Origin of the sequence: Sulfitobacter sp. 1A10359 (genome assembly GCF_043558145.1) — a bacterium.
Taxonomy (GTDB): Bacteria; Pseudomonadota; Alphaproteobacteria; order Rhodobacterales; family Rhodobacteraceae; genus Sulfitobacter; species Sulfitobacter faviae.
This window is the reverse complement of record NZ_JBIFGB010000002.1, coordinates 762,660-784,869: the sequence shown is the minus strand read 5'-3', so window position 1 is coordinate 784,869 and position 22,210 is coordinate 762,660. Positions and strand designations below refer to the sequence as shown.

The 22,210-nt window shown below is 62.2% G+C and carries 23 protein-coding genes and 1 tRNA gene; 7 read left to right on the top strand and 17 right to left on the bottom strand.

Features of this window, described 5'->3' with window-relative positions; genetic code table 11:
• Positions 1–39: 39 nt before the first annotated feature.
• The 10 genes from ACGYK2_RS08110 to rpmH form a co-directional block, all read right to left on the bottom strand.
• Positions 40–534 carry a histidine phosphatase family protein gene (locus ACGYK2_RS08110; RefSeq protein WP_271688288.1) on the bottom strand — a complete coding sequence of 165 codons (495 nt, stop codon included), beginning with the start codon at positions 532–534 and terminating at the stop codon, positions 40–42.
• Positions 535–600: 66 nt separating this feature from the next.
• Positions 601–1,464 carry an acetylglutamate kinase gene (gene argB, locus ACGYK2_RS08105; protein ID WP_209218368.1) on the bottom strand — a complete coding sequence of 288 codons (864 nt, stop codon included), beginning with the start codon at positions 1,462–1,464 and terminating at the stop codon, positions 601–603.
• 37 nt (positions 1,465–1,501) lie between these two features.
• Complete coding sequence (gene yihA / locus ACGYK2_RS08100) at positions 1,502–2,152, bottom strand: ribosome biogenesis GTP-binding protein YihA/YsxC (protein ID WP_271688287.1); 651 nt, start codon at positions 2,150–2,152, stop codon at positions 1,502–1,504.
• Entirely contained in the window at positions 2,152–2,889 is a 738-nt protein-coding gene (locus ACGYK2_RS08095; RefSeq protein WP_271688286.1) for an MOSC domain-containing protein, read from the bottom strand. The genes yihA and ACGYK2_RS08095 overlap by 1 nt, the downstream gene beginning before the upstream one ends.
• The gene (gene yidC / locus ACGYK2_RS08090) at positions 2,889–4,760 is read right to left on the bottom strand and encodes a membrane protein insertase YidC (protein WP_271688285.1); all 1,872 of its coding nucleotides are present in this window, start codon (positions 4,758–4,760) and stop codon (positions 2,889–2,891) included. Before yidC ends, ACGYK2_RS08095 begins: the two co-directional genes overlap by 1 nt.
• A gap of 301 nt (positions 4,761–5,061) precedes the next feature.
• Positions 5,062–6,603, bottom strand: coding sequence for a bifunctional diguanylate cyclase/phosphodiesterase (locus ACGYK2_RS08085; RefSeq protein ID WP_271688284.1), 1,542 nt, complete (start codon positions 6,601–6,603; stop codon positions 5,062–5,064).
• Between the two features lie 107 nt (positions 6,604–6,710).
• A complete protein-coding gene (ttcA, locus tag ACGYK2_RS08080; protein ID WP_067267458.1) occupies positions 6,711–7,580 on the bottom strand; it encodes a tRNA 2-thiocytidine(32) synthetase TtcA in 870 nt (289 codons plus the stop codon).
• Positions 7,581–7,647: 67 nt separating this feature from the next.
• Positions 7,648–7,869 (bottom strand): membrane protein insertion efficiency factor YidD, encoded by a 222-nt coding sequence (gene yidD, locus ACGYK2_RS08075; RefSeq protein ID WP_271688283.1) that lies wholly within the window; start codon positions 7,867–7,869, stop codon positions 7,648–7,650.
• Complete coding sequence (rnpA, locus tag ACGYK2_RS08070; protein ID WP_271688282.1) at positions 7,866–8,288, bottom strand: ribonuclease P protein component; 423 nt, start codon at positions 8,286–8,288, stop codon at positions 7,866–7,868. The genes yidD and rnpA overlap by 4 nt, the downstream gene beginning before the upstream one ends.
• 26 nt (positions 8,289–8,314) lie before the next feature.
• Positions 8,315–8,449: a 50S ribosomal protein L34 gene (rpmH, locus tag ACGYK2_RS08065; protein ID WP_007118882.1), complete on the bottom strand. Its 135-nt coding sequence runs from the start codon at positions 8,447–8,449 to the stop codon at positions 8,315–8,317.
• Between the two features lie 316 nt (positions 8,450–8,765).
• On the opposite strand from rpmH, the gene ACGYK2_RS08060 reads away from it, so the two are divergent.
• The 4 genes from ACGYK2_RS08060 (at position 8,766) to ACGYK2_RS08045 (ending at position 12,465) form a co-directional block, all read left to right on the top strand.
• Positions 8,766–9,500: a TVP38/TMEM64 family protein gene (locus tag ACGYK2_RS08060; RefSeq protein ID WP_271688281.1), complete on the top strand. Its 735-nt coding sequence runs from the start codon at positions 8,766–8,768 to the stop codon at positions 9,498–9,500.
• Entirely contained in the window at positions 9,497–10,918 is a 1,422-nt protein-coding gene (locus ACGYK2_RS08055) for an NAD(P)/FAD-dependent oxidoreductase (protein WP_271688280.1), read from the top strand. Before ACGYK2_RS08060 ends, ACGYK2_RS08055 begins: the two co-directional genes overlap by 4 nt.
• Before the next feature lie 8 nt (positions 10,919–10,926).
• Positions 10,927–12,312 carry a HAMP domain-containing sensor histidine kinase gene (locus ACGYK2_RS08050; protein WP_067267467.1) on the top strand — a complete coding sequence of 462 codons (1,386 nt, stop codon included), beginning with the start codon at positions 10,927–10,929 and terminating at the stop codon, positions 12,310–12,312.
• Between the two features lie 76 nt (positions 12,313–12,388).
• Positions 12,389–12,465, top strand: a tRNA-Arg gene (locus ACGYK2_RS08045).
• 38 nt (positions 12,466–12,503) lie between these two features.
• Here ACGYK2_RS08045 and ACGYK2_RS08040 read toward each other — a convergent pair.
• The 6 genes from ACGYK2_RS08040 to ACGYK2_RS08015 all read right to left on the bottom strand — a co-directional run bounded on the left by ACGYK2_RS08040 (position 12,504) and on the right by ACGYK2_RS08015 (position 17,601).
• Positions 12,504–13,145, bottom strand: coding sequence for a 2-hydroxychromene-2-carboxylate isomerase (locus tag ACGYK2_RS08040; protein ID WP_271688278.1), 642 nt, complete (start codon positions 13,143–13,145; stop codon positions 12,504–12,506).
• Between the two features lie 430 nt (positions 13,146–13,575).
• On the bottom strand, positions 13,576–14,073 hold the full coding sequence (locus ACGYK2_RS08035) for a GAF domain-containing protein (RefSeq protein ID WP_271688277.1): 498 nt from the start codon (positions 14,071–14,073) through the stop codon (positions 13,576–13,578).
• Positions 14,070–14,825, bottom strand: a complete 756-nt coding sequence (locus ACGYK2_RS08030) for an ABC transporter ATP-binding protein (protein WP_271688275.1) — start codon at positions 14,823–14,825, stop codon at positions 14,070–14,072. The genes ACGYK2_RS08035 and ACGYK2_RS08030 overlap by 4 nt, the downstream gene beginning before the upstream one ends.
• A complete protein-coding gene (locus ACGYK2_RS08025) occupies positions 14,822–15,658 on the bottom strand; it encodes an ABC transporter ATP-binding protein (RefSeq protein WP_276154273.1) in 837 nt (278 codons plus the stop codon). Before ACGYK2_RS08025 ends, ACGYK2_RS08030 begins: the two co-directional genes overlap by 4 nt.
• Positions 15,655–16,560, bottom strand: a complete 906-nt coding sequence (locus ACGYK2_RS08020) for an ABC transporter permease (protein WP_271688273.1) — start codon at positions 16,558–16,560, stop codon at positions 15,655–15,657. The genes ACGYK2_RS08025 and ACGYK2_RS08020 overlap by 4 nt, the downstream gene beginning before the upstream one ends.
• A 9-nt stretch (positions 16,561–16,569) precedes the next feature.
• A complete protein-coding gene (locus tag ACGYK2_RS08015) occupies positions 16,570–17,601 on the bottom strand; it encodes an ABC transporter permease (protein WP_271688272.1) in 1,032 nt (343 codons plus the stop codon).
• A 206-nt stretch (positions 17,602–17,807) separates the two neighbouring features.
• Here ACGYK2_RS08015 and ACGYK2_RS08010 point away from each other — a divergent pair, with 206 nt between their 5' ends.
• From ACGYK2_RS08010 to ACGYK2_RS08000, 3 genes are all read left to right on the top strand, one after another.
• Positions 17,808–18,416: a helix-turn-helix domain-containing protein gene (locus ACGYK2_RS08010; RefSeq protein WP_271690000.1), complete on the top strand. Its 609-nt coding sequence runs from the start codon at positions 17,808–17,810 to the stop codon at positions 18,414–18,416.
• Positions 18,417–18,468: 52 nt separating this feature from the next.
• Positions 18,469–20,058 carry an ABC transporter substrate-binding protein gene (locus ACGYK2_RS08005; protein WP_271688271.1) on the top strand — a complete coding sequence of 530 codons (1,590 nt, stop codon included), beginning with the start codon at positions 18,469–18,471 and terminating at the stop codon, positions 20,056–20,058.
• Positions 20,059–20,146: 88 nt separating this feature from the next.
• Entirely contained in the window at positions 20,147–21,253 is a 1,107-nt protein-coding gene (locus tag ACGYK2_RS08000) for a Xaa-Pro peptidase family protein (RefSeq protein WP_271688270.1), read from the top strand.
• A gap of 85 nt (positions 21,254–21,338) precedes the next feature.
• On the opposite strand, the gene ACGYK2_RS07995 is transcribed toward ACGYK2_RS08000, so the two are convergent.
• Positions 21,339–22,067 (bottom strand): hypothetical protein, encoded by a 729-nt coding sequence (locus ACGYK2_RS07995; RefSeq protein WP_271688268.1) that lies wholly within the window; start codon positions 22,065–22,067, stop codon positions 21,339–21,341.
• Between the last annotated feature and the right edge of the window lie 143 nt (positions 22,068–22,210).

The window sequence follows — 22,210 nt, the reverse complement described above, 5'->3', positions numbered from 1 at the left end:
AAACCTGCGCCCCGGCCATTTGGTCGGGGCGTTTGCGTTTCAAAACAGTTGTTTGGGGACGGTGAAGGCGTGCAGCAGGCCGCTGCTGGGGGCCACCTCGGCCCAGCATTCAACCGCGAAATCCATCACCGTCGTCGCGCCGGAGGGGTAGCGATCAAAGGCTTCCTGTTCGGGCGGCTGCTGCAACAGCCCTGCGGCGGCAGCGGCGATGCCGGGGTTATGCGCAACCAGCAGCAGGGTGTTGCCCGTGCCGCGCTGGCGCAGGCTGGTGATGATCTGATCAGGCTCGGCGAGGTAGAGTTCGCGCAGGTACTCCACCTGACAACCCTCAGGCAGCGCCAAGCGGGCGCAGGTTTCGCGGGTGCGGGCCGCCGTTGAGCAGAGCACCGCATCAGGCAGCAGCGCCTCTGCGCGCAGCCAATTGCGAAGGGCTTGGGCCGCCCCGCGCCCGCGGGCGTTCAGGGGGCGGTCGTGGTCGCCGGTCCCATGGGACCAGTCCGATTTCGCGTGTCGCATCAGGATCAGGCGGCGCATGTCGTTCCTTTCACTGCTCGACCCATCATAGGCGCGAAGCAGGGGCAGGGGGCAAGCGCTTTGGGCCTAGCCCTTGCGAATGATGCTGCCCGCGCCGTGTTCGGTGAAAAGCTCCAACAGGCAGGCATTGGGCGCGCGCCCGTCGAGGATGACCGCCGCCCGCACACCGCCTTCGAGCGCGTCCAGCGCGGTTTGCACTTTGGGAATCATCCCGCCCGCAATAGTGCCATCGGCGATCATCTCGTTGATCTGGCTCGCTGTGAGGTCGGTCACAACCTCTCCGTTGCCGTCCTTGACGCCCGCCACATCCGTCAACAACAGCAAGCGGTCGGCCTCCAGCGCGCCCGCGATGGCGCCAGCGGCGGTGTCGCCGTTGATGTTATAGGTCTCCCCCCCGTGGCCCATGCCGAGCGGCGCGATGACGGGAATGATGCCCTTGTCGGCAAAGTCCCGCAGGATGCGCGGGTTGACCTGTGTCGGGTTGCCCACGAGGCCTAGAGCGGGGTCTTCGGGGTCGCAAACGATCAACCCGCTGTCTTTGCCCGAAACACCAACCGCGCGGCCACCTTGCTCCGAGATCGCCTGCACGATCCGCGCGTTGACAAGGCCCGAAAGCACCATCTCGACCACTTCCATGGTCGCGGCATCGGTCACCCGTTTGCCGTTCACGAATTCGGATTTGATGTTCAACCGCGCCAGCATGTCGTTGATCATCGGGCCGCCGCCATGGACGATCACCGGGTTCACCCCCACCTGCCGCATCAGCGCGACATCGCGGGCAAATTCGTCCATCGCTTCGTCGCTGCCCATCGCATGGCCGCCCAGTTTGATGACCACGGTGGCATCGGCGTAGCGTTGCAAAAAGGGCAGAGCTTGGCTGAGGGTTTGGGCGGTGGCGATCCAGTCGCGGTTCATGTCTTGCGTTCTCATCTGTTGACCCATGGGAAGCCGATAGCGGCGGGAGGTGCTATACCAGCGTGGCGATGATGGCACGCAGCGTAGGGATGCCCCAGCCCTTTTCCGAAGATGTCACGACAATCTCCGGGTAGGCGGCGGGGTGTTTGCTCAGCGCGTCTTTCACCTGCGTTAGGATCTTCGCGCGTTCGGCTTCTTTGACCTTATCCGCCTTGGTCAGCACGACCTGAAAGGTGACGGCGGAACTGTCGAGCAAAGACATGATCTCATCATCGACCTTCTTGACCCCATGGCGCGCGTCGATCAGCACGAAGGCGCGGCGCAGGGTCTGGCGGCCCGAGAGGTATTGTTTCAGCAGACGCTGCCACTTCTCGACTACTGGCAGCGGCGCATTGGCATAGCCATAGCCCGGCAGGTCGACGAGGTAGTGCTCTTCCCCGGCGGTAAAAAAGTTAATCTCTTGCGTCCGGCCCGGCGTGTTCGACGCCCGCGCCAGCGCTTTCATCCCGGTCAGGGCGTTGATCAGCGTCGATTTCCCGACGTTGGAGCGCCCGGCAAAGCAGACCTCCATTCGGTCGGGGGGCGGCAGCCCGTCCATCGCCACCACGCCTTTGACGAATGTCGTCTCCCCGGCGAAAAGCATCCGGCCCTTCTCGGCGCTCGGCGCGTCGGGCTCTTCGGCGATGGTGTAGTTCACTTGCATCAGATCAGCTCCAGTTCGTCGCCTACGGCGATCTCTCCGCCCTTGGTGACGGTCAGGGTAACACCGAAATCCCGGTGACCCAATTGGTCGAGTGCGGCGAGCGTGTCCACGTCGCGCGCGCCGGTGTCGGTGTTGACGGTGGTGGCAAGGCAGCGGGTGATGCGTTTGGAGACATGCAGCCGTGCTTCGCCGATTTTCAGATCGCACCCCAGCCAGTCGAACTCGGCCCAAGGGGCCGCACCGTCAAACCAGATGTTGCCGCGCCAGCGGGCGGTTTGCAGCGGGGCAGCTGCCAATTCTTCGACGGCGCGATGGGAGGTGAGGCTGTTGAGCGAGAGCGTCGGCTCCGCGCTGTCGGTATAGCCGCGGCCATCAAGGCGGAGGATATCCACCGGGGCAGCGCGGCCTTCGGCCACCAGCGGGCGCACCCAGTCGAGGAAGGCAGCCTGTTCGCGATCCGCGTGAAAGGTGATTTCGCCGCGCGTCGGGTGGCGCAGAGTGAGCATCTCAGTGGTCTCATCCAGCTTGGCCGTGATCGCCTGCAACTGCGGCGAAGAGGCCCCCCGGGTGAAATTCAAACACCGCGCCCAGTCTCCCGGCGCGGCTTTGGAGGCGTCATGGGCCACGGCCCAGAGCCGGTCGTAGGGCATGGATTGCCCGGCGCGCAGGGTCACACGCTCAACCGTCTCGCGGCCATGGGCCTTGAGCGGATGCCGGTTGAGCGCGGTGACCTGCATCACTTTTTCGACTTGCCCGATTTGGGCTTGGCATCCGCATTGGCGGCAGCGCTCTTGGGCGTGCGTTTGAAGCCGCCTTTGATGTTGCCCCAAAGGTCAGGTTTGTACCCCTGGCTGCGCATGATCAGATATTGCTGGGTGAAAGTGATCGTGTTGTTGGCGATCCAGTACACCACCAAGCCGCTCGCGAAACCGCCCAGCATGAACATGAAGACCCAAGGCATCCACGCAAAGATCATCTGCTGTGTCGGGTCGGTGGGCGCCGGGTTCAGCTTTTGCTGCAAGAACATGGAGATACCCAAGAGCAGCGGCAGGATGCCGATGAAGATCAGCGCCAGCATCGAACCCGGCTCGGGCGCGGCATAGGGCAAGAGGCCCCAGAGGTTCATGATCGAGGTCGGATCGGGCGCGCTGAGGTCTTGGAACGGGCCAAAGAAGGGGGCGTGGCGCAGTTCGATCGTGACGAAAATCACCTTGTAGAGCGAGAAGAAGATCGGAATTTGCAACAGGATCGGCAGGCAGCCCGCAGCTGGGTTCACCTTGTTCTTCTTATAGAGCTCCATCATGCCCTGTTGCATCTTCTGACGGTCGTCGCCCGCTTCTTTCTTCAGCTTTTCCATCTCGGGCTGAAGTTCTTTCATCCGCGCCATGGAGACGTAGGATTTGTACGCCAGCGGGAAGAGGACCGCCTTGATCAGCAGCGTCAGGCCGATGATGGCGACACCCATGTTGCCGATAAGTTTGTTGAGCTCATGCAGCAGCCAGAAGATCGGCTTGGTCAGGAAGAAGAACCAGCCCCAGTCGATGCTGTCGATGAATTTGGCAACACCGGAGGATTGGTAATCCTGAAGGGTTTCCCATTCCTTGGCACCGGCGAAAAACTTGCTGGAGGTGCTGACGCTTTCGCCTGCCGCGACCGAGCGGGTGGGCTGGCGGGTGAAGGCGCGGTAGGTGTCCGCGCGCGGATCATAGGTGAGCGCCTGTTCAAAGGTTTCGCCCGCGTCGGGGATCAGCACCGCCTGCCAATAGTGATCGGTAAAGCCGACCCAGCCCTCGGTGACGCCTTCGGTGACCACGGCGGGGCGGCCCCAGGTGCTGTTCACATCGGCTTCGGCGATATCGTCCCAATCGACTTCGGAAAGTTCACCATTGGCCATGGCCACGGCGCCTTCATGCAGGATGAAGAAGCTTTTCAGGTCTTCGGGCAGCCCGTGCTGCGCGATCATGCCGAAGGGGGCGAGGTTCACCGCACCTTCGCCGTTGTTGGTCACGCTCTGGGTGATGTCGAACATATATTGGTCATCGACCGAGATGGTGCGGGTAAAGACCTGCCCGGCGCCATTGTCCCAAGTGAGGGTCACGGGGCTGTCGATGCCCAGCGTTTCGCCCTCGCTCAGGGTCCAAAGCGTGTCGACACCCGGCGCGGCATCGGGGGCGAGGCCCGAACCGGCGGCCCAACCGTGCAGCGCATAGTAAGCATCGCTCGACCCTTCGGGGGAGAGCAGCGTCACGATTTCGGCATCCGCGTCGAGCGTGGTTTGGTAATCGTTCAATTTCAGATCGTCGATCCGACCGCCCATGAGCGAGATGGAGCCGCTGACCTTGTCTGTCGCGATTGCCACGCGAGGCGCTGCTGCCAGTGCCGCGCGGCGGCCTTCGGGGGCGGCGCCTTCGCCATCTTCCGTGCCGGGCGCGGCCGCGGTATCGGCGGTGGAGGCGGGAACCGAAGTGCCTTCGACAGTCTCGCTGATCTCGGTACCGGGTTCCAATGCTGGGTCGGCTTCAGGGGGCGGGAACAGAAGGAACCACACGAGGATGACGGCAAAGCTGAGCGCCGTGGCAAGGATGAGATTCTTGTTCTGTTCGTCCATGGGGGCCGCCACCTGATGTCTTTGAATATCACGGGGGTTCAACAGAGTGCGGGGCCAAAGGTCAAGTGGAATCGGGCGGGATGAAGGGGGATGCAGGGTGGTTTTGGTCCATCTGGCATGGGTTTTGCGGAGTTTCGCCGGGGGCGGTTGCGGGGGAGCGGCGGCCCCGGCATTGAGCGAGGCGGGCACGAAGGGTGTGACCGTACTTCGGGGTGCAGGGTGTTCTCCTCTGCCTCAGACCCTTCGGCCGTCGCGACCACCGTCGCTTAATGCCCCGGGCCGGTGCTAAGCACAGAGCCCGCTAGGTGGCACGCCCATTCATGATGCGCGGCACGTCTTGCAGTTTCGCGTTGTGGCGGGCGATCCAATCGAGTGTTTGCTCAAAGGGCATGGGGCGGGCGATGCCGAATCCCTGCACATGGTCGCAGCCGAGTTGGGCGAGTAAGACATGCTCCCCCACCGTTTCCACACCTTCGGCGAGGGTCTCAATGCCCAGTCGTTCGGCCATGGTGAGAATGGCGCTGATCATGCGCTGCTGGTCGGGGTCGCGGTCGGCTTTCATGACGAAAGAGCGGTCAATCTTGATCCGGCTGACGGAAAAGCGGCGGATGGATGCGATGGAGGCATGGCCCGTGCCAAAGTCGTCAAGATCGATGCGACAACCGAGCTTGCGCAGAGCGTTGATATTGCGGGTGATCACATCGTCGGCAGTTGAGGCGACGACGGTTTCCAGTACTTCGATGGCGAGCCGGTCGGGGGACAGGTCGAACCGGTCCAACTCCCAAGTGATTTTGTCGATGAGCCGGGGGTTGGCAAGTTCACCCCCGGCGAAGTTCACCCCGATCTGCGGTACTATGGTGCCGGACCCGTCCCAGGCTTTGAGGGCCGCGAAAGAGTGGTACATCATGACTTCGGCCAAACGCTCCAACAGGCCTGCCTCTTCGACGGCGGGCAGGAAATCCGAAGGGGGGATCATGCCCTGTACCGGATGGTTCCAGCGCGCCAAGGCTTCAAAGCCGGTGATCTGGCCTGTGTCGGTTGAGATTTGCGGCTGGAACCATGGTTGAATTTGGCCGTTGTCCAAGGCCTGCGCGACCTCTGCGCGCAGTTCGGCGCGGCTTTCGGTTTCCCGGCGCATCTGGTCGGAAAAGGCGCGAATGGAGGAGGGGCCGCGGCGCTGCGCGCTGCGCAGGGCGGTGGCAGCGGCGGCAAGCCATGCGGCGGCATCCCCGCCCGGGGTGCGGGTGTTAAGGCAAAAGCCGACGGAGGCTGTGAGGTGGATCGTAACCCCATCGTCGAAAAACGGTTTTTCCAAAACGGATTGTAGCCGCCCGGCCAGTTGAATGCAGAGTTCAAGGTCAAGCTGCCGTACAGGGGCCGTGCAGACGGCGAACCGCGCCTCTCCCATTTTGCCGATGAGATCATCGTCGCGCAGGGCGCCCTGCAATCGTTCGCCGCTTTGCCGCACGAGCGTGTCGGCGGCGGTTTGACCGTGGCGTTCGATGATTTGGTCAAGCCCTTCGAGCGCAATGAAACATGTGGCCGACAAACGCCCCCGAGATTGGGCGGTTTGAAAAACTTGTTCGGCGAACTCCTCAAAAGCGCTGCGTTGTAGGATGCCGCCGAGCGCGTCTTGGGGTGCCTGAGAATTCCCGCCAAAGCGCTGCCCCGCAAGGAAAAGAAGCGGCAGCGCAGCGGAGGCGGCGATCAGAGCCATTTCGCCGCCGATCCAAAAGGCCAGCAACGTCAGCGCGGGGAGGAAGGCCAAAGCGGCCTGACCGCTGAGCAAAACGGCGAACGCCTGGCGCAGTTGCGTGAGCCCGGAAAGCCGGTGAATTGCCATCGCGATATCCCTTCCCAATACGCGCAATGCCTGCGCTGACGGGGGAGGGATATCGCCTTTAGGGTGTGCTGTGGGTTAACAGAACCCGCTTTTTTGCGGATTGTTATCTAAAATTGTTCTTGCTCCGTACCCTCAACGTTCCGCATGAGCCCGGCGAAGTCAAAAAGCTTGGGATCCAGCAGGTGCGAGGGGCGGGCGTTCATCAGCGCGCGGAACATGACTTGCCGACGACCGGGGCTATTGGCCTCCCACCCGTCGAGAATCGCCTTCACCTGCTGCCGCTGAAGCCCGTCCTGCGAGCCGCAAAGATCGCAGGGAATGATCGGGTAGTTCATCGCCGTGGCAAAACGCTCGCAATCGCTTTCCGCGACATGGGCGAGGGGGCGGTAGACAAAAAGATCGCCTTCCTCGTTAACCAATTTGGGCGGCATGGTCGCCAGTCGTCCGCCGTGGAAAAGATTCATGAAGAAGGTTTCGAGGATGTCATCCCGGTGGTGCCCCAGCACCACGGCAGAGCAGCCTTCCTCCCGCGCGATCCGGTAGAGATTGCCCCGACGCAGGCGGGAGCAAAGCGCGCAGAAGGTGCGCCCGGCGGGGACCTTGTCCATCACGATCGAATAGGTGTCTTGATATTCGATGCGATGCGGGACGCCCATCTTTTCAAGGAATTCCGGCAGCACGGTCGCCGGGAAATTCGGCTGCCCCTGATCGAGGTTGCAGGCCAAAAGCTCCACCGGCAGCAGGCCGCGCCATTGCAGTTCATGCAGAACTGCCAGCAGGGTATAGCTGTCTTTGCCGCCTGACAGGCAGACCAGCCATTTCGGCTTGGGCGCACCTTGGGCGGTCGGCTCCACCATGCCGTATTGATCAATCGCCTCGCGGGTCATGCGGACGATGCGTTTGCGCAGTTTCTTGAACTCGGTGCTTTGCGGTGCACCGGCAAAGAGGGGGTGAATCTCGTCGGTTTCGTCCAGCATCGTCGGGTCTCTCACTATCAGCTTGGCTTCACCTAGGGCATTTTGCCCCTTTGCCGCAAGCGCGGCGCTAATCGGGAACGTTGTCGATCCCGCTTTGCCCCCAAGGGTGGCAGCGCGCGATCCGGCGGGCGGCCAGCCATCCGCCCCGCAGCCCGCCGTGTTTTTGCAAGGCTTCCAGCGCATAGGCGCTGCAGGTGGGCTGATAGCGGCAGTTATGCCCGACCCATGGGCTGAAGATCATCCGATAGCCGCGCACCGGCAGGGCAAGAAGCGCGGCCAAGGGGGTCATTTTCGGACCCCATGCAGAATATCCAGCGCGCGGGCCAGATCGGCGAGCAACTGGTCAAAGGGCAGGGCGGCTGTCGCTTCGCGCCGCCCGACAAAGACATAGTCCATGCCCGCGCGCCCCGCCTGCGGCAGGGTGAGCCGCGCGATCTCGCGCAGGCGGCGTTTGGCGCGGTTGCGGGCCACGGCATTGCCGACCTTCTTGGAACAGGTGAAACCCACGCGAATGGGCGCCGCGCTGGGCTCATCCTCCCGGCGGGGTCGCATTTGCAGAATGAAACCGGGGGTGGCCACGCGTTTGGCGCGGCTGGCACGTTGGAAATCCGCCCGTTTGGTCAGGGTCTCCAGACGCAGAGAAACCGCCGGGGCAGGGTTCCCCTTCGTGGCGCAAGTGCCATTCAAGGGTGCCTCCGGCGGTGTCATATTCTGGTTCCGAAGATCGAGGGCGCTTATGCGCTCAGCGATTTCCGGCCCTGTGCGCGGCGTGCGTTGATGATCTTACGGCCGGCTTTGGTGGCCATGCGCGCGCGGAAACCATGGCGCCGCTTGCGCACGAGGTTCGAGGGTTGAAAGGTGCGTTTCATCGCTCCGTCTCCATCTAAAGCTGGCTGGGCACGGAATCACTTGAAGGTTCCACCGCGGCCAGCGTCAATTCAAGCCCGTCCTCTAATGCGGCGGGGCGCGCAAGTCAAACCCCCTGACAGGGAAAAACCGCGCTTTGCAACAAAATGCCGGTTTGCGGGGCCGGAATTGTTTCAGTTCACCCCGTAACTTTGCAAAATCGCCCTTTCCCGCACAAGTCCCATCAAGCGCGCGTGAGGAGCCTGTTCCCGCACCCCGCTTCACGCCATCATTGAGGAAAGCGAAATTGGTCTGATGCAGGCCCAAGGAAGTGTGAAAATGAGCCGCAATGACCAAAGTAAACCCGCGCTGATGCGCTATCTGCCCCTTGCGCTGATCGCCGTCGTCGCAGCCATCGGGGCCTTTACCCTACGCGATTACCTGAGTTTCGACGCGCTGCGTGACAATCGCGAGGCGCTGATCGCCTTTCGCGACAGCAACTACCTGTTGACCGCGCTGGTCTTTGTCGCCGCCTATGTGGTGATCGTGGCTTTCTCCCTGCCGGGGGCCACGGTGGCCACTTTGACGGGCGGCTTCCTCTTCGGGCTGTTTCCGGGCGTGCTTTATAATGTCAGTGCTGCGACCTTGGGCGCGGTGGTGATCTTTCTGGCCGCGCAATGGGGCCTTGGCGCACGGTTGAAAGACCGGATGGACGCCTCTGAGGGCATGGTGCGCAAGATCAAGGCGGGGATCGACGACAACCAGTGGTCGATGCTCCTCTTTATCCGGCTGGTGCCGGTGGTGCCCTTCTTTGTCGCGAATCTGCTGCCGGCCTTTCTCGGTGTGCCGCTGTTTCGCTTCGTGATCTCGACGTTTTTCGGAATCATGCCGGGGGCCTTGGTCTTTACCTCGGTGGGCGCAGGGCTAGGTGCGGTTTTCGCCCGGGGTGAGTCGCCCGACCTTGGGATTATTTTCGAGCCGCATATTCTATTGCCCATTCTGGGTCTTTGCGTGCTGTCGCTGCTGCCCGTGGCGATCAAGACATTTACCGGGAAGAAGGATCTGCTGAAATGACCAACCGTATCAAGACCGACGTTCTGATCATCGGCGGAGGCTCTGGCGGGTTGTCGGTTGCAGCGGGGGCCGTGCAGATGGGCGCGGATGTGACCCTGCTGGAAGGGCACAAGATGGGCGGCGATTGCCTGAACTATGGCTGCGTGCCCTCCAAGGCGCTGATCAAGACCGGCAAGACGGCCTATACCCAGCAACACAGCGCGCAATACGGGGTGGAGGCCGCCGCCGGGGTGGTCGACTACGCCGCTGCCAAGGATCACGTGGCCGATGTTATCTCGCAAATCGCGCCGGTCGATTCGGTTGAGCGGTTCGAGGGCTTGGGCGTGCGGGTGATCCGCGAATACGGGCGTTTCATTTCCGATAAAGAGGTGCAGGCGGGCGATACCATCATCACCGCGCGGCGCATCGTCGTGGCCACCGGCTCCTCTCCGCTGGTGCCGCCGATTCCGGGGCTGGCGGATGTGCCCTATGAGACGAATGAGACCCTCTTTGATCTGCGCGAGAAGCCCGAGCATCTGATCATCATCGGGGGCGGCCCCATCGGCATCGAAATGGCGCAGGCCCATGTGCGGATGGGCTGCAATGTCACCGTGATCGAAGGCAGCCGCGCGCTTGGCAAGGATGACCCCGAGCTGTCCGAAGTGGTGTTGCAGACCATGCGGGACGAGGGGGTAGTTTTCGAGGAAGGCAGCGATGCGGCCAAGGTCAGCGGTGCGGCGGGGGCGATCACGGTCGAGACCAAGGATGGCCGCGTGATCAAGGGCTCGCATCTGCTGATGGCCGTGGGGCGCAAGAGCAACATCGACCGGCTCGATCTGGATAAGGCCGGGGTGGAGACCACCAAGGCAGGCATCAAGGTCGACGACAGCCTGCGCAGCAGCAACCGCCGGGTCTATGCCATCGGCGATGTGGCAGGCGGGCTGCAATTTACCCATGTGGCAGGTTATCATGCCGGGGTGGTGATCCGCTCGATCGTCTTTGGTCTGCCGAGCAAGACGAAGCTGCACCATATCCCATGGGTCACCTATGCCGCGCCGGAACTGGCGCAGGTGGGGCTGACCGAAGCGCAGGCGCGCGAAGAGCATGGCGACAAGCTGGAGGTCGTGCGGTTCCATTACAACCACAACGACCGCGCGATTGCCGAGCGTCAGACCAAAGGGTTCATCAAGGTGATGGTGGTCAAGGGCCGCCCGGTGGGGGCCAGTATCGTCGGCCATCAGGCGGGCGAATTGATCACCCTGTGGTCGCTTGCGCTGGTCAATAAGATGAAGATGAGCCAGATTGCTGCTATGGTTGCCCCTTACCCCACGATCTCGGAGATTAACAAACGCGCGGCGGGGGCCTATTTCAGCCCGCGCCTGTTCGAAAGCGCTCTGGTCAAAACGGTGGTGCGCGCCGTGCAGCGCTTTTTGCCCTGAGAACGCCCATGATCCACTCGCTTTCTGGCCGCCTGCTGATCCTCACCACCATCTTTGTGATGCTGGCCGAAGTGCTGATCTTTGTCCCCTCCATCGCGCGGTTCCGCGAGGAATATATGCTGACGCGGTTGGAGCGGGCGCAGATCGCGTCGCTGGCGCTTTTGGCCGACGACATGCTCGACCCGGAGTTGGAAGAGGAGCTGCTGCGCAACGCCGAGGTCTTCAACGTGGTGCTGCGCCGGGATGAGGCGCGGCAATTGGTGCTGGCGTCGCCTATGCCGCGCATGGTGTCGCAGACCTATGATTTGCGCGATGCCTCGGCGACGGTCTTGATCCGCGATGCGATGCTGCGGCTGTTCCGCCCGGGGAATGAGGTGGTCCGCGTGATCGGCGCGCCGGTGCGCGAAGCGGGGCTGCTGATTGAGGTCACGATGGAGACAGCGCCCATGCGTGTCGCCATGCTCGACTACGGGATTCGCATCCTCATCCTTTCGGCGGTGATCTCGGTCATCACGGCGGTGCTTTTGTTCTTTGCCATGCGGGCCTTGCTGCTGAAACCGATCAAACGGGTGGCGGGGCATATGCAGCGCTATGCCGCCGCACCCGAAGATGCGCGGCGGATCATTGAACCTTCCGCCAGCGTGACCGAATTGCGCGAGGCCGAAGAGGCGCTTCAGAAGCTGCAAACCGACCTCACGCAGGCGCTTAAACAGAAAGAGCGTTTGGCCCAATTGGGCAGCGCCGTTAGCAAGATCAGCCATGATCTGCGCAACATCCTCACTTCTGCCCAACTGTTCACCGACCGGATCGAAATGTCCGAAGACCCGACCGTGAAACGCATGGCCCCGAAACTCGTAGGCTCGATCACCCGGGCGGTGCACCTATGCGAATCGACGTTGGCCTTCGGCAAGGCCGAAGAGCCGGGACCGACGCTGACGCTCATGCCGCTCGAAGAACTGGTGGAAGAGGTCATCGACGGCGAACGCCTTGCCGATCCCGAAAGCATCGTGCGCTTTGCCGCTGATATTCCCGCGAATCTCACCGTGCGTGCGGATCCTGAACAAATGTACCGCGTGCTGGCAAATCTCATGCGTAACGCCCGGCAGGCGATCACCGCCACCGGCAAACCGGGCGAAGTCTATCTGCGGGCCGAGGATATGGGCGAAGCATGGTGCATCACCGTCAGCGATACCGGCCCCGGCCTGCCGCCCAAGGCGCGGGAGCATCTCTTCACCGCCTTTCAGGGCGGGGCGCGCAAGGGTGGCTCAGGTTTGGGGCTGGTAATCGCTTCCGAACTGGTGCGCGGCCACGGCGGCAGCCTTGCGCTGCGCAACAGCGGGCCGGAAGGTACGGTTTTTGACATAACACTGCCCAAGGGGGACGGCGCCCTGTAGATTTTTGAAGAAAATTGCATTTCCTTGAAACGAGGGCTTGCAACTCCCCGGGGCTAAGACTAAACCCCCGCTCAGTGGACCGATAGCTCAGCTGGATAGAGTACCTGACTACGAATCAGGGGGTCGGGGGTTCGAATCCTCCTCGGTCCGCCACTGCCCAAAATTGAAGAACACGGCGCTTTTGGGGCGTCTTATCCGTCTCGCGGCGGGTTGTAGAAGCCCGTGTCGCGGTAGGGCCGGTCAAAGGCATGATCCATCAGTTCCAGATGGTCTTGGCCGTAATACATGTCACCATTCAGAAAATAGCTGGGCGAGCCAAAGATGCCGCGGGCAATGGCCTCTTCAGTGTTTTGCGCGTGGATTGCCTGCACATCCTCTTCCATCGCCCGTGCAATCAGCCCGTCGCACTCAGAATCGACCGCTTCAGTCGCGCGGCGCAGGTGCGCGGGATTCGCGAGATCGATATCATCGCGCCAATGGGCCTGAAGGATCGCAAAGGAAAGCGCATCGACATCCCGCCCCGCCTGAGCGGCGGCGATCAGGTAGCCGTTTGCAAGGTTCAGTGGGTTGTCGTGGTGGGTCGGGCGGTGGTTGAGAATCTCCAGCCCGCGATATTGCGCCCAGCGCTCAATCTCTCGTCCAAAGAAATAGTCGATATAGTGGGGCGTGAAACCGCGGAAATGGCTGACACGGCCTGAGGCGATCACGGGGTTGAGGTCAAAGGGGCGATGCACCAGCCGCGCACCGCGGGTCGCGCAGATTTCCAAAAGCTTGCGATGCCCCAGATAGGCATAGGCGGAATGGGCGGAATAGAAATATTCAATGGTGTCCAAGGTCGGCTCCCTCCGGTTTTGCCAGCATCATGGCGGAAACCGGCGGGGAGACAAGGACGGGGGCCGAAAGCCGAGTGCGGAATCGCGGGAGTGCCCGTAACGGGGCGCTTCTAGCCGCGCTGACGCCTCAATACCGGCGGTTATGCAATTTGTTCGCCCGTGGCCGGGGCGCGATTGCGCGGACCTTCCGAGGCTGGGGGCGTTGCTTGGCCATGAATGCCAGTGCCGCCACCGCGGCCATGATCAGGATCAAGAGTTCGTAAGTCCACATGAGCCATTCCTCCTAGGGCATGTTCATAAGATTAACCTTAGCGATGCCCGATGGGTTCCGTCTTGGCCGGGATGGTGGCGGCCTTTGGCCGGGGCCGCAAGTCAAAAAGGCCGCCGCATTTTAGCGACGGCCTTCTTTCGGCAGCGCCCGCTCCGGGCGTCAGCCCATTTGCCGCACCACGGCCATGGTGGCGATGGCAGGCAGGGTCAGCAGCGCTTTGACCTGTTCCACGCGGGGGGGGGTGTAGTAGCCCTCTTCGTGCAGGATGTTGACCGTGGCGACCATCTTGCCGCCGATGATGATCGGCAGGTTTACGACCGAGGCGCAGCCCAAACGGCCAATCAGTTCCGCATCGGGAAAGACCGCGTCGATATCGGCCAAGGTGTTGGCGACAAAGCATTCCTGCCGCCCGTGGACCTGTTCGAACCAAGTGTCGATGGTGATCTCTTTGGTGCCGGAGGTGGGATAATTTTCGGCGTCGTCAGTATAGACCCGCCGCGCCAGCATCGCGTCCATATCCGCGGTCATCACGGTAAAGAGTTTGGCCCCCGCGGTGGCCTTGGTCAGCGCGCAGAGCGCGTCGAAGGCCTGTGTTTCGGTGGTCGCCTGCTCAAGCGCTGTCTGAAAGCGTTGCATTGCGTCGGTGGTATCGGTCATGGGGCTTCCTTGCGGTCTGGATTGCCGCCCGAGGCGGCGTAGAGGGCTTGGGTATAGGGATCGGTAAAGCTGCCGTCATGCAGCGCGCTGGCCGGGGCGATCTCGACCACCCGGCCTTTGTTCATCACCGCCATGCGGTCGCACATGAAACTGACGACGGGCAGATTGTGGGTGACCATCAGATAGGTCAGCCCCTGTTCGCGGCGCAGCCGTTTCAGCAGGTTGAGGATTTCCGCCTGAACCGAGACATCCAGCGCCGAGGTCGGCTCATCCAGCAGCATCACCTTGGGCTCAAGCATCAGCGCGCGCGCGATGGCCACCCGTTGCCGCTGCCCGCCGGAGAGCTGATGCGGAAAGCGGAAGCGGAAACGTTTGTCGAGGCCGACGGCCTGCAACATCTCCACCACGCGGGCGCTGCGGTTGCCAAGCCCGTGAATCATTAGCGGCTCGGAGAGCACCCCATCCACCGTTTTGCGCGGATGGAGAGAGGCATAGGGGTCTTGAAATACCATCTGGCATTGCCCGGCAAAAGCGCGGTCGACCTTGTGACCGCGCGGCTGGCCGAGTACGGAAATCTCACCGGTCCAATCGGGGGCCAGCCCCGCGATGGCCTTGAGCACCGTGGATTTGCCCGAACCGCTTTCGCCCACCAGCGCAAAGCTTTCGCCCTCGGCCACGTCGATATTCATCCCGGTGACCACCTTGGTTTGCCCATAGGAGATGTCGAGGTTCTTGAGTGTAATCGCGCTCATGTGCCGCTCCATGCGCTGCGGTCGAGGACGGGCAGTTCATCGCGCGTCTCTTCCATTTTCGGAACCGCGGCCAAAAGGCCCTTTGTGTAGGGATGGCTGGCCTTGTGCAGATCGGCGGCGGCGCAGCTTTCCACCACCTGGCCTGCGTGCATCACAAGGATCCGGTCGCAATAGCGCGCCACCAGGTTGAGGTCATGGGAGATCAGGATCAGCCCCATGCCGTGGTCGCGCACCAGCTCGTCGATGAGGTCGAGCACTTGAGCCTGCACGCTCACATCCAGCGCCGAGGTCGGCTCGTCCGCGATCAGCAGATCGGGGCGGGGGATCAGCATCATGGCGATCATGATGCGCTGGCCCATGCCGCCAGAGACTTCGTGCGGGTAGAGGTCGATCACCCGCTCGGGCTCATTGATCCGCACCGATTCCAGCATTTCGATCACCCGCGCTTTCACATCGCGCCGGGCGAGGCGTTCGTGGGTCAGCAGGGCTTCGGCGATCTGCGCACCCACGGTCATCACCGGGTTCAGCGAGAACTTCGGGTCCTGCATGATCATCGAAATCCGCGCCCCTCGCAGGTGGCGCATTTGTCTTTCCGACTGGCTTTGCAGGTCGATCCCGTCAAAGCGCATCACATCGGCCTGTTGCCGCCCCGGATGACGCACCAGCCGCAGGATCGCCCGCCCGGTCATGGATTTGCCCGAGCCGCTTTCGCCGACGATGCCAAGTCGTTCACGGCCGAGGGTGAAGGACAGCCCCTTGACCACCTCGACCCGGCCCTTGGGGGTGGGGAAGCTGACGGAGAGGTTTTTAAGTTCCAGCAGGCGCGCGGTCATGATTTGCCTCCTTGTTTGGGGTCGAGCACGTCGCGCAGCCCGTCGCCCAAAAAGCAAAAGCCGAGCGAGACAAGGATGATCGCAAAACCGGGCATCGTCGCGACCCACCACTGGTCCAGAATGAATGTCCGCCCGCGTGAGATCATCGCGCCCCATTCCGGCAGCGGCGGCTGCGCACCGAGGCCAAGGAAGCCGAGCCCCGCGGCGGTCAAGATGATCCCCGCCATATCCAACGTCACCCGCACGATCATCGAAGAGGTACACAGCGGCAGCACATGGCGCGTGATGATCCGCCCGTGCGACGCGCCCAGCAGACGCATGGCCGAAATGAATTCCGAGTTGCGGAAGGTCAGCGTCTCGGCCCGTGCGATCCGCGCATAGGCGGGCCAAGAGGTGATGGCGATGGCGATGATGGCATTCTCGATCCCCGGCCCGAGGGCCGCGACGAAGGCCAGCGCGAGGATCAGTTTGGGCATGGAGAGAAACACATCCGTCACCCCCATCAAGACCCTGTCGGTCCAGCCGCCGAAATAGCCCGAGATCGCGCCGATCAGCAGCCCCAGCGGGGCGGCGATGACAGCGACCAAGGCCACGATCATCAGGGTGATCCGCGCGCCATAGATCACGCGGCTGAAAATGTCGCGCCCCAACTCATCCGTGCCCATCCAATGCGCCGCCGAAGGGGGCAACAGGCGGGCGTCGAGGTTCTGCCCCAGCGGATTCTGCGGCGCGATCCAAGGCGCAAACAGCGCGGCGAGGATCAGCATCAGCAGGATCACCGCCCCCACCACCGCCAGTGGATTGCGCAGCAATTGCAGCAGCATGCGATAGGCGTTGCCCATATTCGCCTGCAATTTCGAGGCGGGGGAGTCGTCCAAAAGCCAGTTTCTTGCAGTGGTCATGACGGCCTCCTAGCGGCTGCGCGGGTCAAGGATGCGGTAGAGCACATCCGAGAGTTTGTTGATCAGGATGAAGACCGCGCCGATTACCAGCGTCGCCCCCAACACGGCATTCATATCGGCATTGAGCAGCGCTACGGTCAGGTAGTTCCCGATCCCTGGCCAGCTAAAGACCGTCTCGATCATCACCGACCCTTCGAGCAGGGCGGCATAGGACAGGCCGATCACGGTGATCAGCGGCACGCGGATCGGGCGGAACCCATGCACCCAAAGCACCCGCCATTCGGCCACGCCCTTGACCCGCGCGGTGGTGATGAACTCTTGGCCTAGTTGGTCCAACATGAAGCTGCGGGTCATCCGCGCGATATAGGCGAGCGAGAAAAACCCGAGGATCGCCGCAGGCAGGATCAGGTGATCCAGCGCATTCCAAAAGATGTCCCATTCACCCGCAAGGGCCGAATCCACCAGCATCAGCCCGCTGCGCGGCGCTACCATGCCTTCGTAAAAGATATCGACACGGCCCGGCCCCGCGACCCAGCCCAGATTGGCGTAGAAAATGACCAGACCGACAAGCCCCAGCCAGAAGGCGGGCACCGAGTAGCCCAGCAGCGCGAAAACACGGATGACCTGATCCACCCAAGTGCCCTGTCGCGCGGCAGCCCAGACACCGCAGGGCACGCCAAGGCCGATGCCGATCAGAATGCCCAGTGTCGCCATCTCCAGCGTGGCGGGGAAAACCTTGGCAAGGTCCTGCGCCACGGGCCGGTTGGTCGAGACAGAATACCCGAGGTCGCCTTGGAACACGTCGCCGACATAGGAGAAGAATTGCATGATCAGGGGCCGGTCCAGCCCCATCGCCACCCGCGCGGCTTCATATTGCTCTTGGGTCGCGCGGTCGCCGACCACGGCCAGCACCGGATCAATCGGAATGACCCGCCCGATGAAAAATGTGATCGCCATCAGCCCGATGAAGGTGAGCAGGGTCACCACCGCAAAACCGCCGAGAGAGGAGACCCCCTGCGCCAGCCTGCGGGCTTTTGTCATATTCGTATTCACGGGCCACGCCCTCCCTTCCTTCGCCGATGCCATTGATAAGCAAGCCATTTCCTGCGCCGACATGCGGCCTCAGGGTGCGGTGGCACCGTTCTGGATGCTTTGTGCATAAAACAAATTTCGCCATTTGCAAAAATTTTTTTGCCAGACAAAATAATTTTTTGTAACGTCGCTTCAGAACAGGGGAGATGACCAAGATGCCGCGCGACAAAGCCAAGCCCGAGCCGAACCTCGGTGCCGCGATCCGCAAAAGGCGCAAGCAGATGCAGATGACGCTGCAAATGCTCTGCGACAAATCCGGTGTGTCGATGGGCTATCTCAGTCAGTTGGAGCGGGGCAATGCCACGCCGTCGCTCGGCACGTTGGCGCAGATCGCCGATGGGTTGGATGTGGCTTTGGAATATTTCATCGCCGCGCCCAAACCCTCGGACGGGCTGACCCGTGGCAATGAGCGCACGCAGTTCGCGCTGGCCAATTCATCGCTGACCTATGAAAGCCTTGCCGCCACTTTCCCCGGCGCGGAACTGTCGAGCTATCTGCTTCACGTCCCGCCCGGCTACGAATCCGAGACGGTGAGCCATGAGGGCGAAGAGATGGTCTTTGTCCTTGAGGGAGAGATTGAGCAGACCCTCGACGGGCAGAAATTCCGCATGAGCGCGGGCGACTGTCTGCATTACAGCGGCCAGCTTCCCCATGCTTGGGCAAACCGAACCGACACGACTGCGCGCATCCTCTGGACCGGCACCTTGACGGTGCTGAACCGGGCAGGGGCCATCGAGCTGCCTGAACTGATCAAGAAAGCCTAGGCGCGCTGGGCAAATGACATTCCAACTTCAACGATCCAACAAGGAGACAATCATGAAAACACTTAGATCAACCCTATTGGCGAGCGCGCTGGCGCTGCCCTTGGCCGCGCCGCTGGCCTTGGCCGATACGCCCGAAGGCGTGCTTGTCGTGGCGCAGAATATCGACGACATCGTGGCGCTCGACCCTGCGCAGGCCTATGAGTTCACCTCCGGCGAGCTGGTCACCAACCTTTACGACCGTCTGGTGCAATATGACGCCGAAGACACCACGGTGCTCGCACCCGGTCTGGCCTCTGACTGGGAAGCCGATGCCGAGGCCAAGACGATCACCTTCACCCTGCGCGACGGCGCGACTTTCGCCTCCGGCAACCCGGTGACCGTGGATGACGTGCTGTTCTCTTTCGCACGCGTGATCAAACTGAACCTAACCCCGGCCTTCATCCTGACCCAACTGGGCTGGACGGCTGAGAACATCGACCAGATGGTCACGGCCGAGGGCAATGCCGTCACCGTGAAATACGACGGCGATTTCTCCCCGGCCTTTGTGCTGAACGTGCTCGCCGCGCGCCCTGCCTCCATCGTCGACAGCGTGCTGGTGAAAGAGCATGAAGTCGACGGCGACATGGGCAATGCTTGGCTGAACGAAAACTCCGCCGGTTCCGGCCCCTTCAAGCTGGACCGCTATGCGCCCGCGCAGATGGTTCGGATGAGCGCGAATGAGGGCTATTTCAACGGCGCCCCCGAGATCGACAGCGTGATCATCCGCCATGTGGCCGAATCCGCCACCCAGCAGTTGCTGCTTGAGAAGGGCGATATCGACCTTGCGCGCAACCTGACGCCGGACCAGATCGCCTCGATCGACAACGCGGAGATCAAGGTCGAAACCTACCCGCAGGCGGCGGTGCATTTCCTGTCGTTCAACCAAAAGACGGAAAGCCTGACCCCGCCCGCCGTTTGGGAAGCCGCCCGCTATCTGGTGGATTACGAAGGCATGACCAATTCGATCATCAAAGGTCAAATGGACGTGCATCAGGCCTTCTGGCCCAAGGGCTTCCCCGGCTCGTTCGACGAGACGCCTTTCACCTACGATCCTGAAAAGGCGGAGCAAATCCTCGCCGATGCCGGGATCGAGACGCCGATCACCGTCTCGCTCGACGTGATCAATGCGGCGCCGTTCACCGACATGGCCCAGTCGCTTCAGGCGAGCTTTGCCGACGCGGGGATTAACTTCGAAATCCTGCCCGGCACCGGCAGTCAGGTCATCACCAAGTACCGTGAGCGCAGCCACGAGGCGATGTTGCTGTACTGGGGCCCCGACTTCATGGACCCGCATTCCAATGCCAAGGCTTTTGCCTATAACTCGGACAACTCCGACGACTCCTATGCCGCGACCACCACATGGCGCAACGCATGGGCCGTGCCGGAAGAGCTGAACAAGCAGACCATGGCGGCACTGTCAGAGGCCGACCCGGAAAAGCGGCTCGAGATGTACCGCGACCTTCAGCAGAAGGTGCAAAAGGACTCGCCCATCGTGATCATGTTCCAAGCGGCCTATCAGGTGGCGATGGACGATGACGTGACCGGCTATGTGAACGGCGCGACATCGGATTTCGTTTTCTACCGGTTGGTGGAAAAGGGCTGATCCCGCTTCCCTGATCCCTGCGCGGGCCGGGGGGCTCCCCTCGGCCCGCGCATCCCAATACCCTTTTTGAATACCAAGGTCTTTGCCCATGTCCGCTTCCTCCCCCTTCGATACCCGCCTTGCCAACCTGCGCGCGCGCATGGCCGAGACGGGCACCGATCTTGTTGCCCTCGGCCCGTCGAGCCATATGGCCTGGCTATCTGGCGTGCACCCGCATGGCGACGAACGCCCGGTGATGCTCTTGGTCAGCGCCGATTACGCAGGGTTTCTGATGCCCGCCCTGAACGCCGCCGCCGCGCGCAAAGACACCGATCTGCCGTTTCATGCATGGAGCGACGATCAGGGGCCGGAGGCCGCCTTGACCGAACTGCTCGACGCCTGCGGCGCTACGGCCCCCGGGCTCTCGGTAGTGCTGGATGAGACCATGCGCACCGATTTCGCCCTGCGGCTTCTGGATGCGCTCGATCATCCGCGACGCCGCTTTACCGATGACACCGTCGGTCTGTTGCGCGCCAGCAAGGACAGCGAAGAATATGCCGCGATCAAAGCCGCGCATCTGTTGAACGACAGCGCCGTCCAGGCCGCTTTCGCCGCGCTGAAAGAAGGCATCACCGAGCGTGAGGTCGTGGCGCTGATTCAGGACCACTACAAAGCCAACGGCGCGCACCTTGAATTCTGCTCGGTCTGTTTCGGCGAATCCGGCGCTTTCCCGCATCACTACCCCGGCGATACGGCATTGGCTCAAGGCATGGCCGTGCTGATCGACACCGGCTGCCGGTTGAACGGCTACCCCTCCGACATGACCCGTAGCGGCTTTTTCGGTACGCCGGATGCCGAGTACGAAGCGGTTTTTGCCACGGTCGAAAGCGCAGTGCAGGCTGCGTTGGATGCTGCCCGCCCCGGCGTCGCGGCACGCGAGATCGACCGCGCCGCACGCGATGTGATCACGCAGGCGGGCTATGGCGAACACTTCCTGCACCGTACCGGCCATGGCCTTGGCATCGACATCCACGAGCCGCCCTATATCGCCGCGAATTCCGACGCGGTTCTGGCCGAAGGCAATGTCTTCTCAATCGAGCCGGGCATCTATCTGGAAGGCAAATTCGGCGTGCGTCTGGAAGAGATCGTGATCCTACGCGCCGATGGGCCTGAGATTTTCTCGGAAATGCCGCGCGAGATGCAGCGCCGCGGCTAAAAAGGTGGCCAAAGCGGCGAAAATACGCGCGCTTTGGCCTGGAGGGAGACGGAGAGAGGGAGAGAGAAAAGAGTGAGGCGCGCGGTCAGGAGGTGCCGCGTGCCGTGTTTTCAAAGATGCTTTTCATATGGCTGTCGAATTCGTTCCAGGTGATGACAGCCCGGTTGCCCGCATGGCCGTGATAATAGGACCGGCCCGTCGAAGTGGGCAGCCCGGCCCAGATGCGGGCGAGGTTTTCCATGAAACGATGGCGGCTGATCTTGCCTTTCATAAAGGGGGTGAATCCCGCATCTTCGAGCAATAGATCGGCCAGCAGGTCTTGAACCTGTGGGGTAAACCGGTCGCTTTGGCTTAGCCCCGCTTCGGCGACGAGCGTTTTCAAAGTGTTGGGGATGAACTGGTAGCGCCCGATGGCATGGGGCTGGCCGGGGGTCGCCTTGATCCAGCGATAGATTTCGTCGATGGTCATGCTTGTGGGGCGCTTGGGCGGCTTGATCCGCGCCCCATGCTGCACCGCGTCATAGCCTTTCGCGCCCGCCTCGGCAGAGGCGATGACATGGCGCACCGCCGCCGATGGGCCGCCGCGCGGGGGCAGGGTCAGTTTGCGGGGGGCCTGTGCATGTTTAACCGGCGTCTGGATCATGGCCCGGTTGAGGTGAATCCGCGCATCCGAGGCGGAGGGCGACAGGGCGAAGTTCAGGCCGGTGACGGCGATCTTGCGGCTGTCGAAACGGGCGAAATCATTAGCATTTGCCGCGCCGGAGAGGGTGGCGGCGATCAGGCAAAAGGCAGTGCTGGCAGCGAGCTTTTTCATCGGAGTTTCCCATCGGGCTGGAGGTTTGCATTGTCTCTGATCATGCGCCTCTAAAATCGATATTTCATTAATGCGGACAGCTAGTTAGCGTCTCGAAAGGATAGTCGGCCCGGCGCTTGGAATAGGCCGGGTCGACTTTGGAG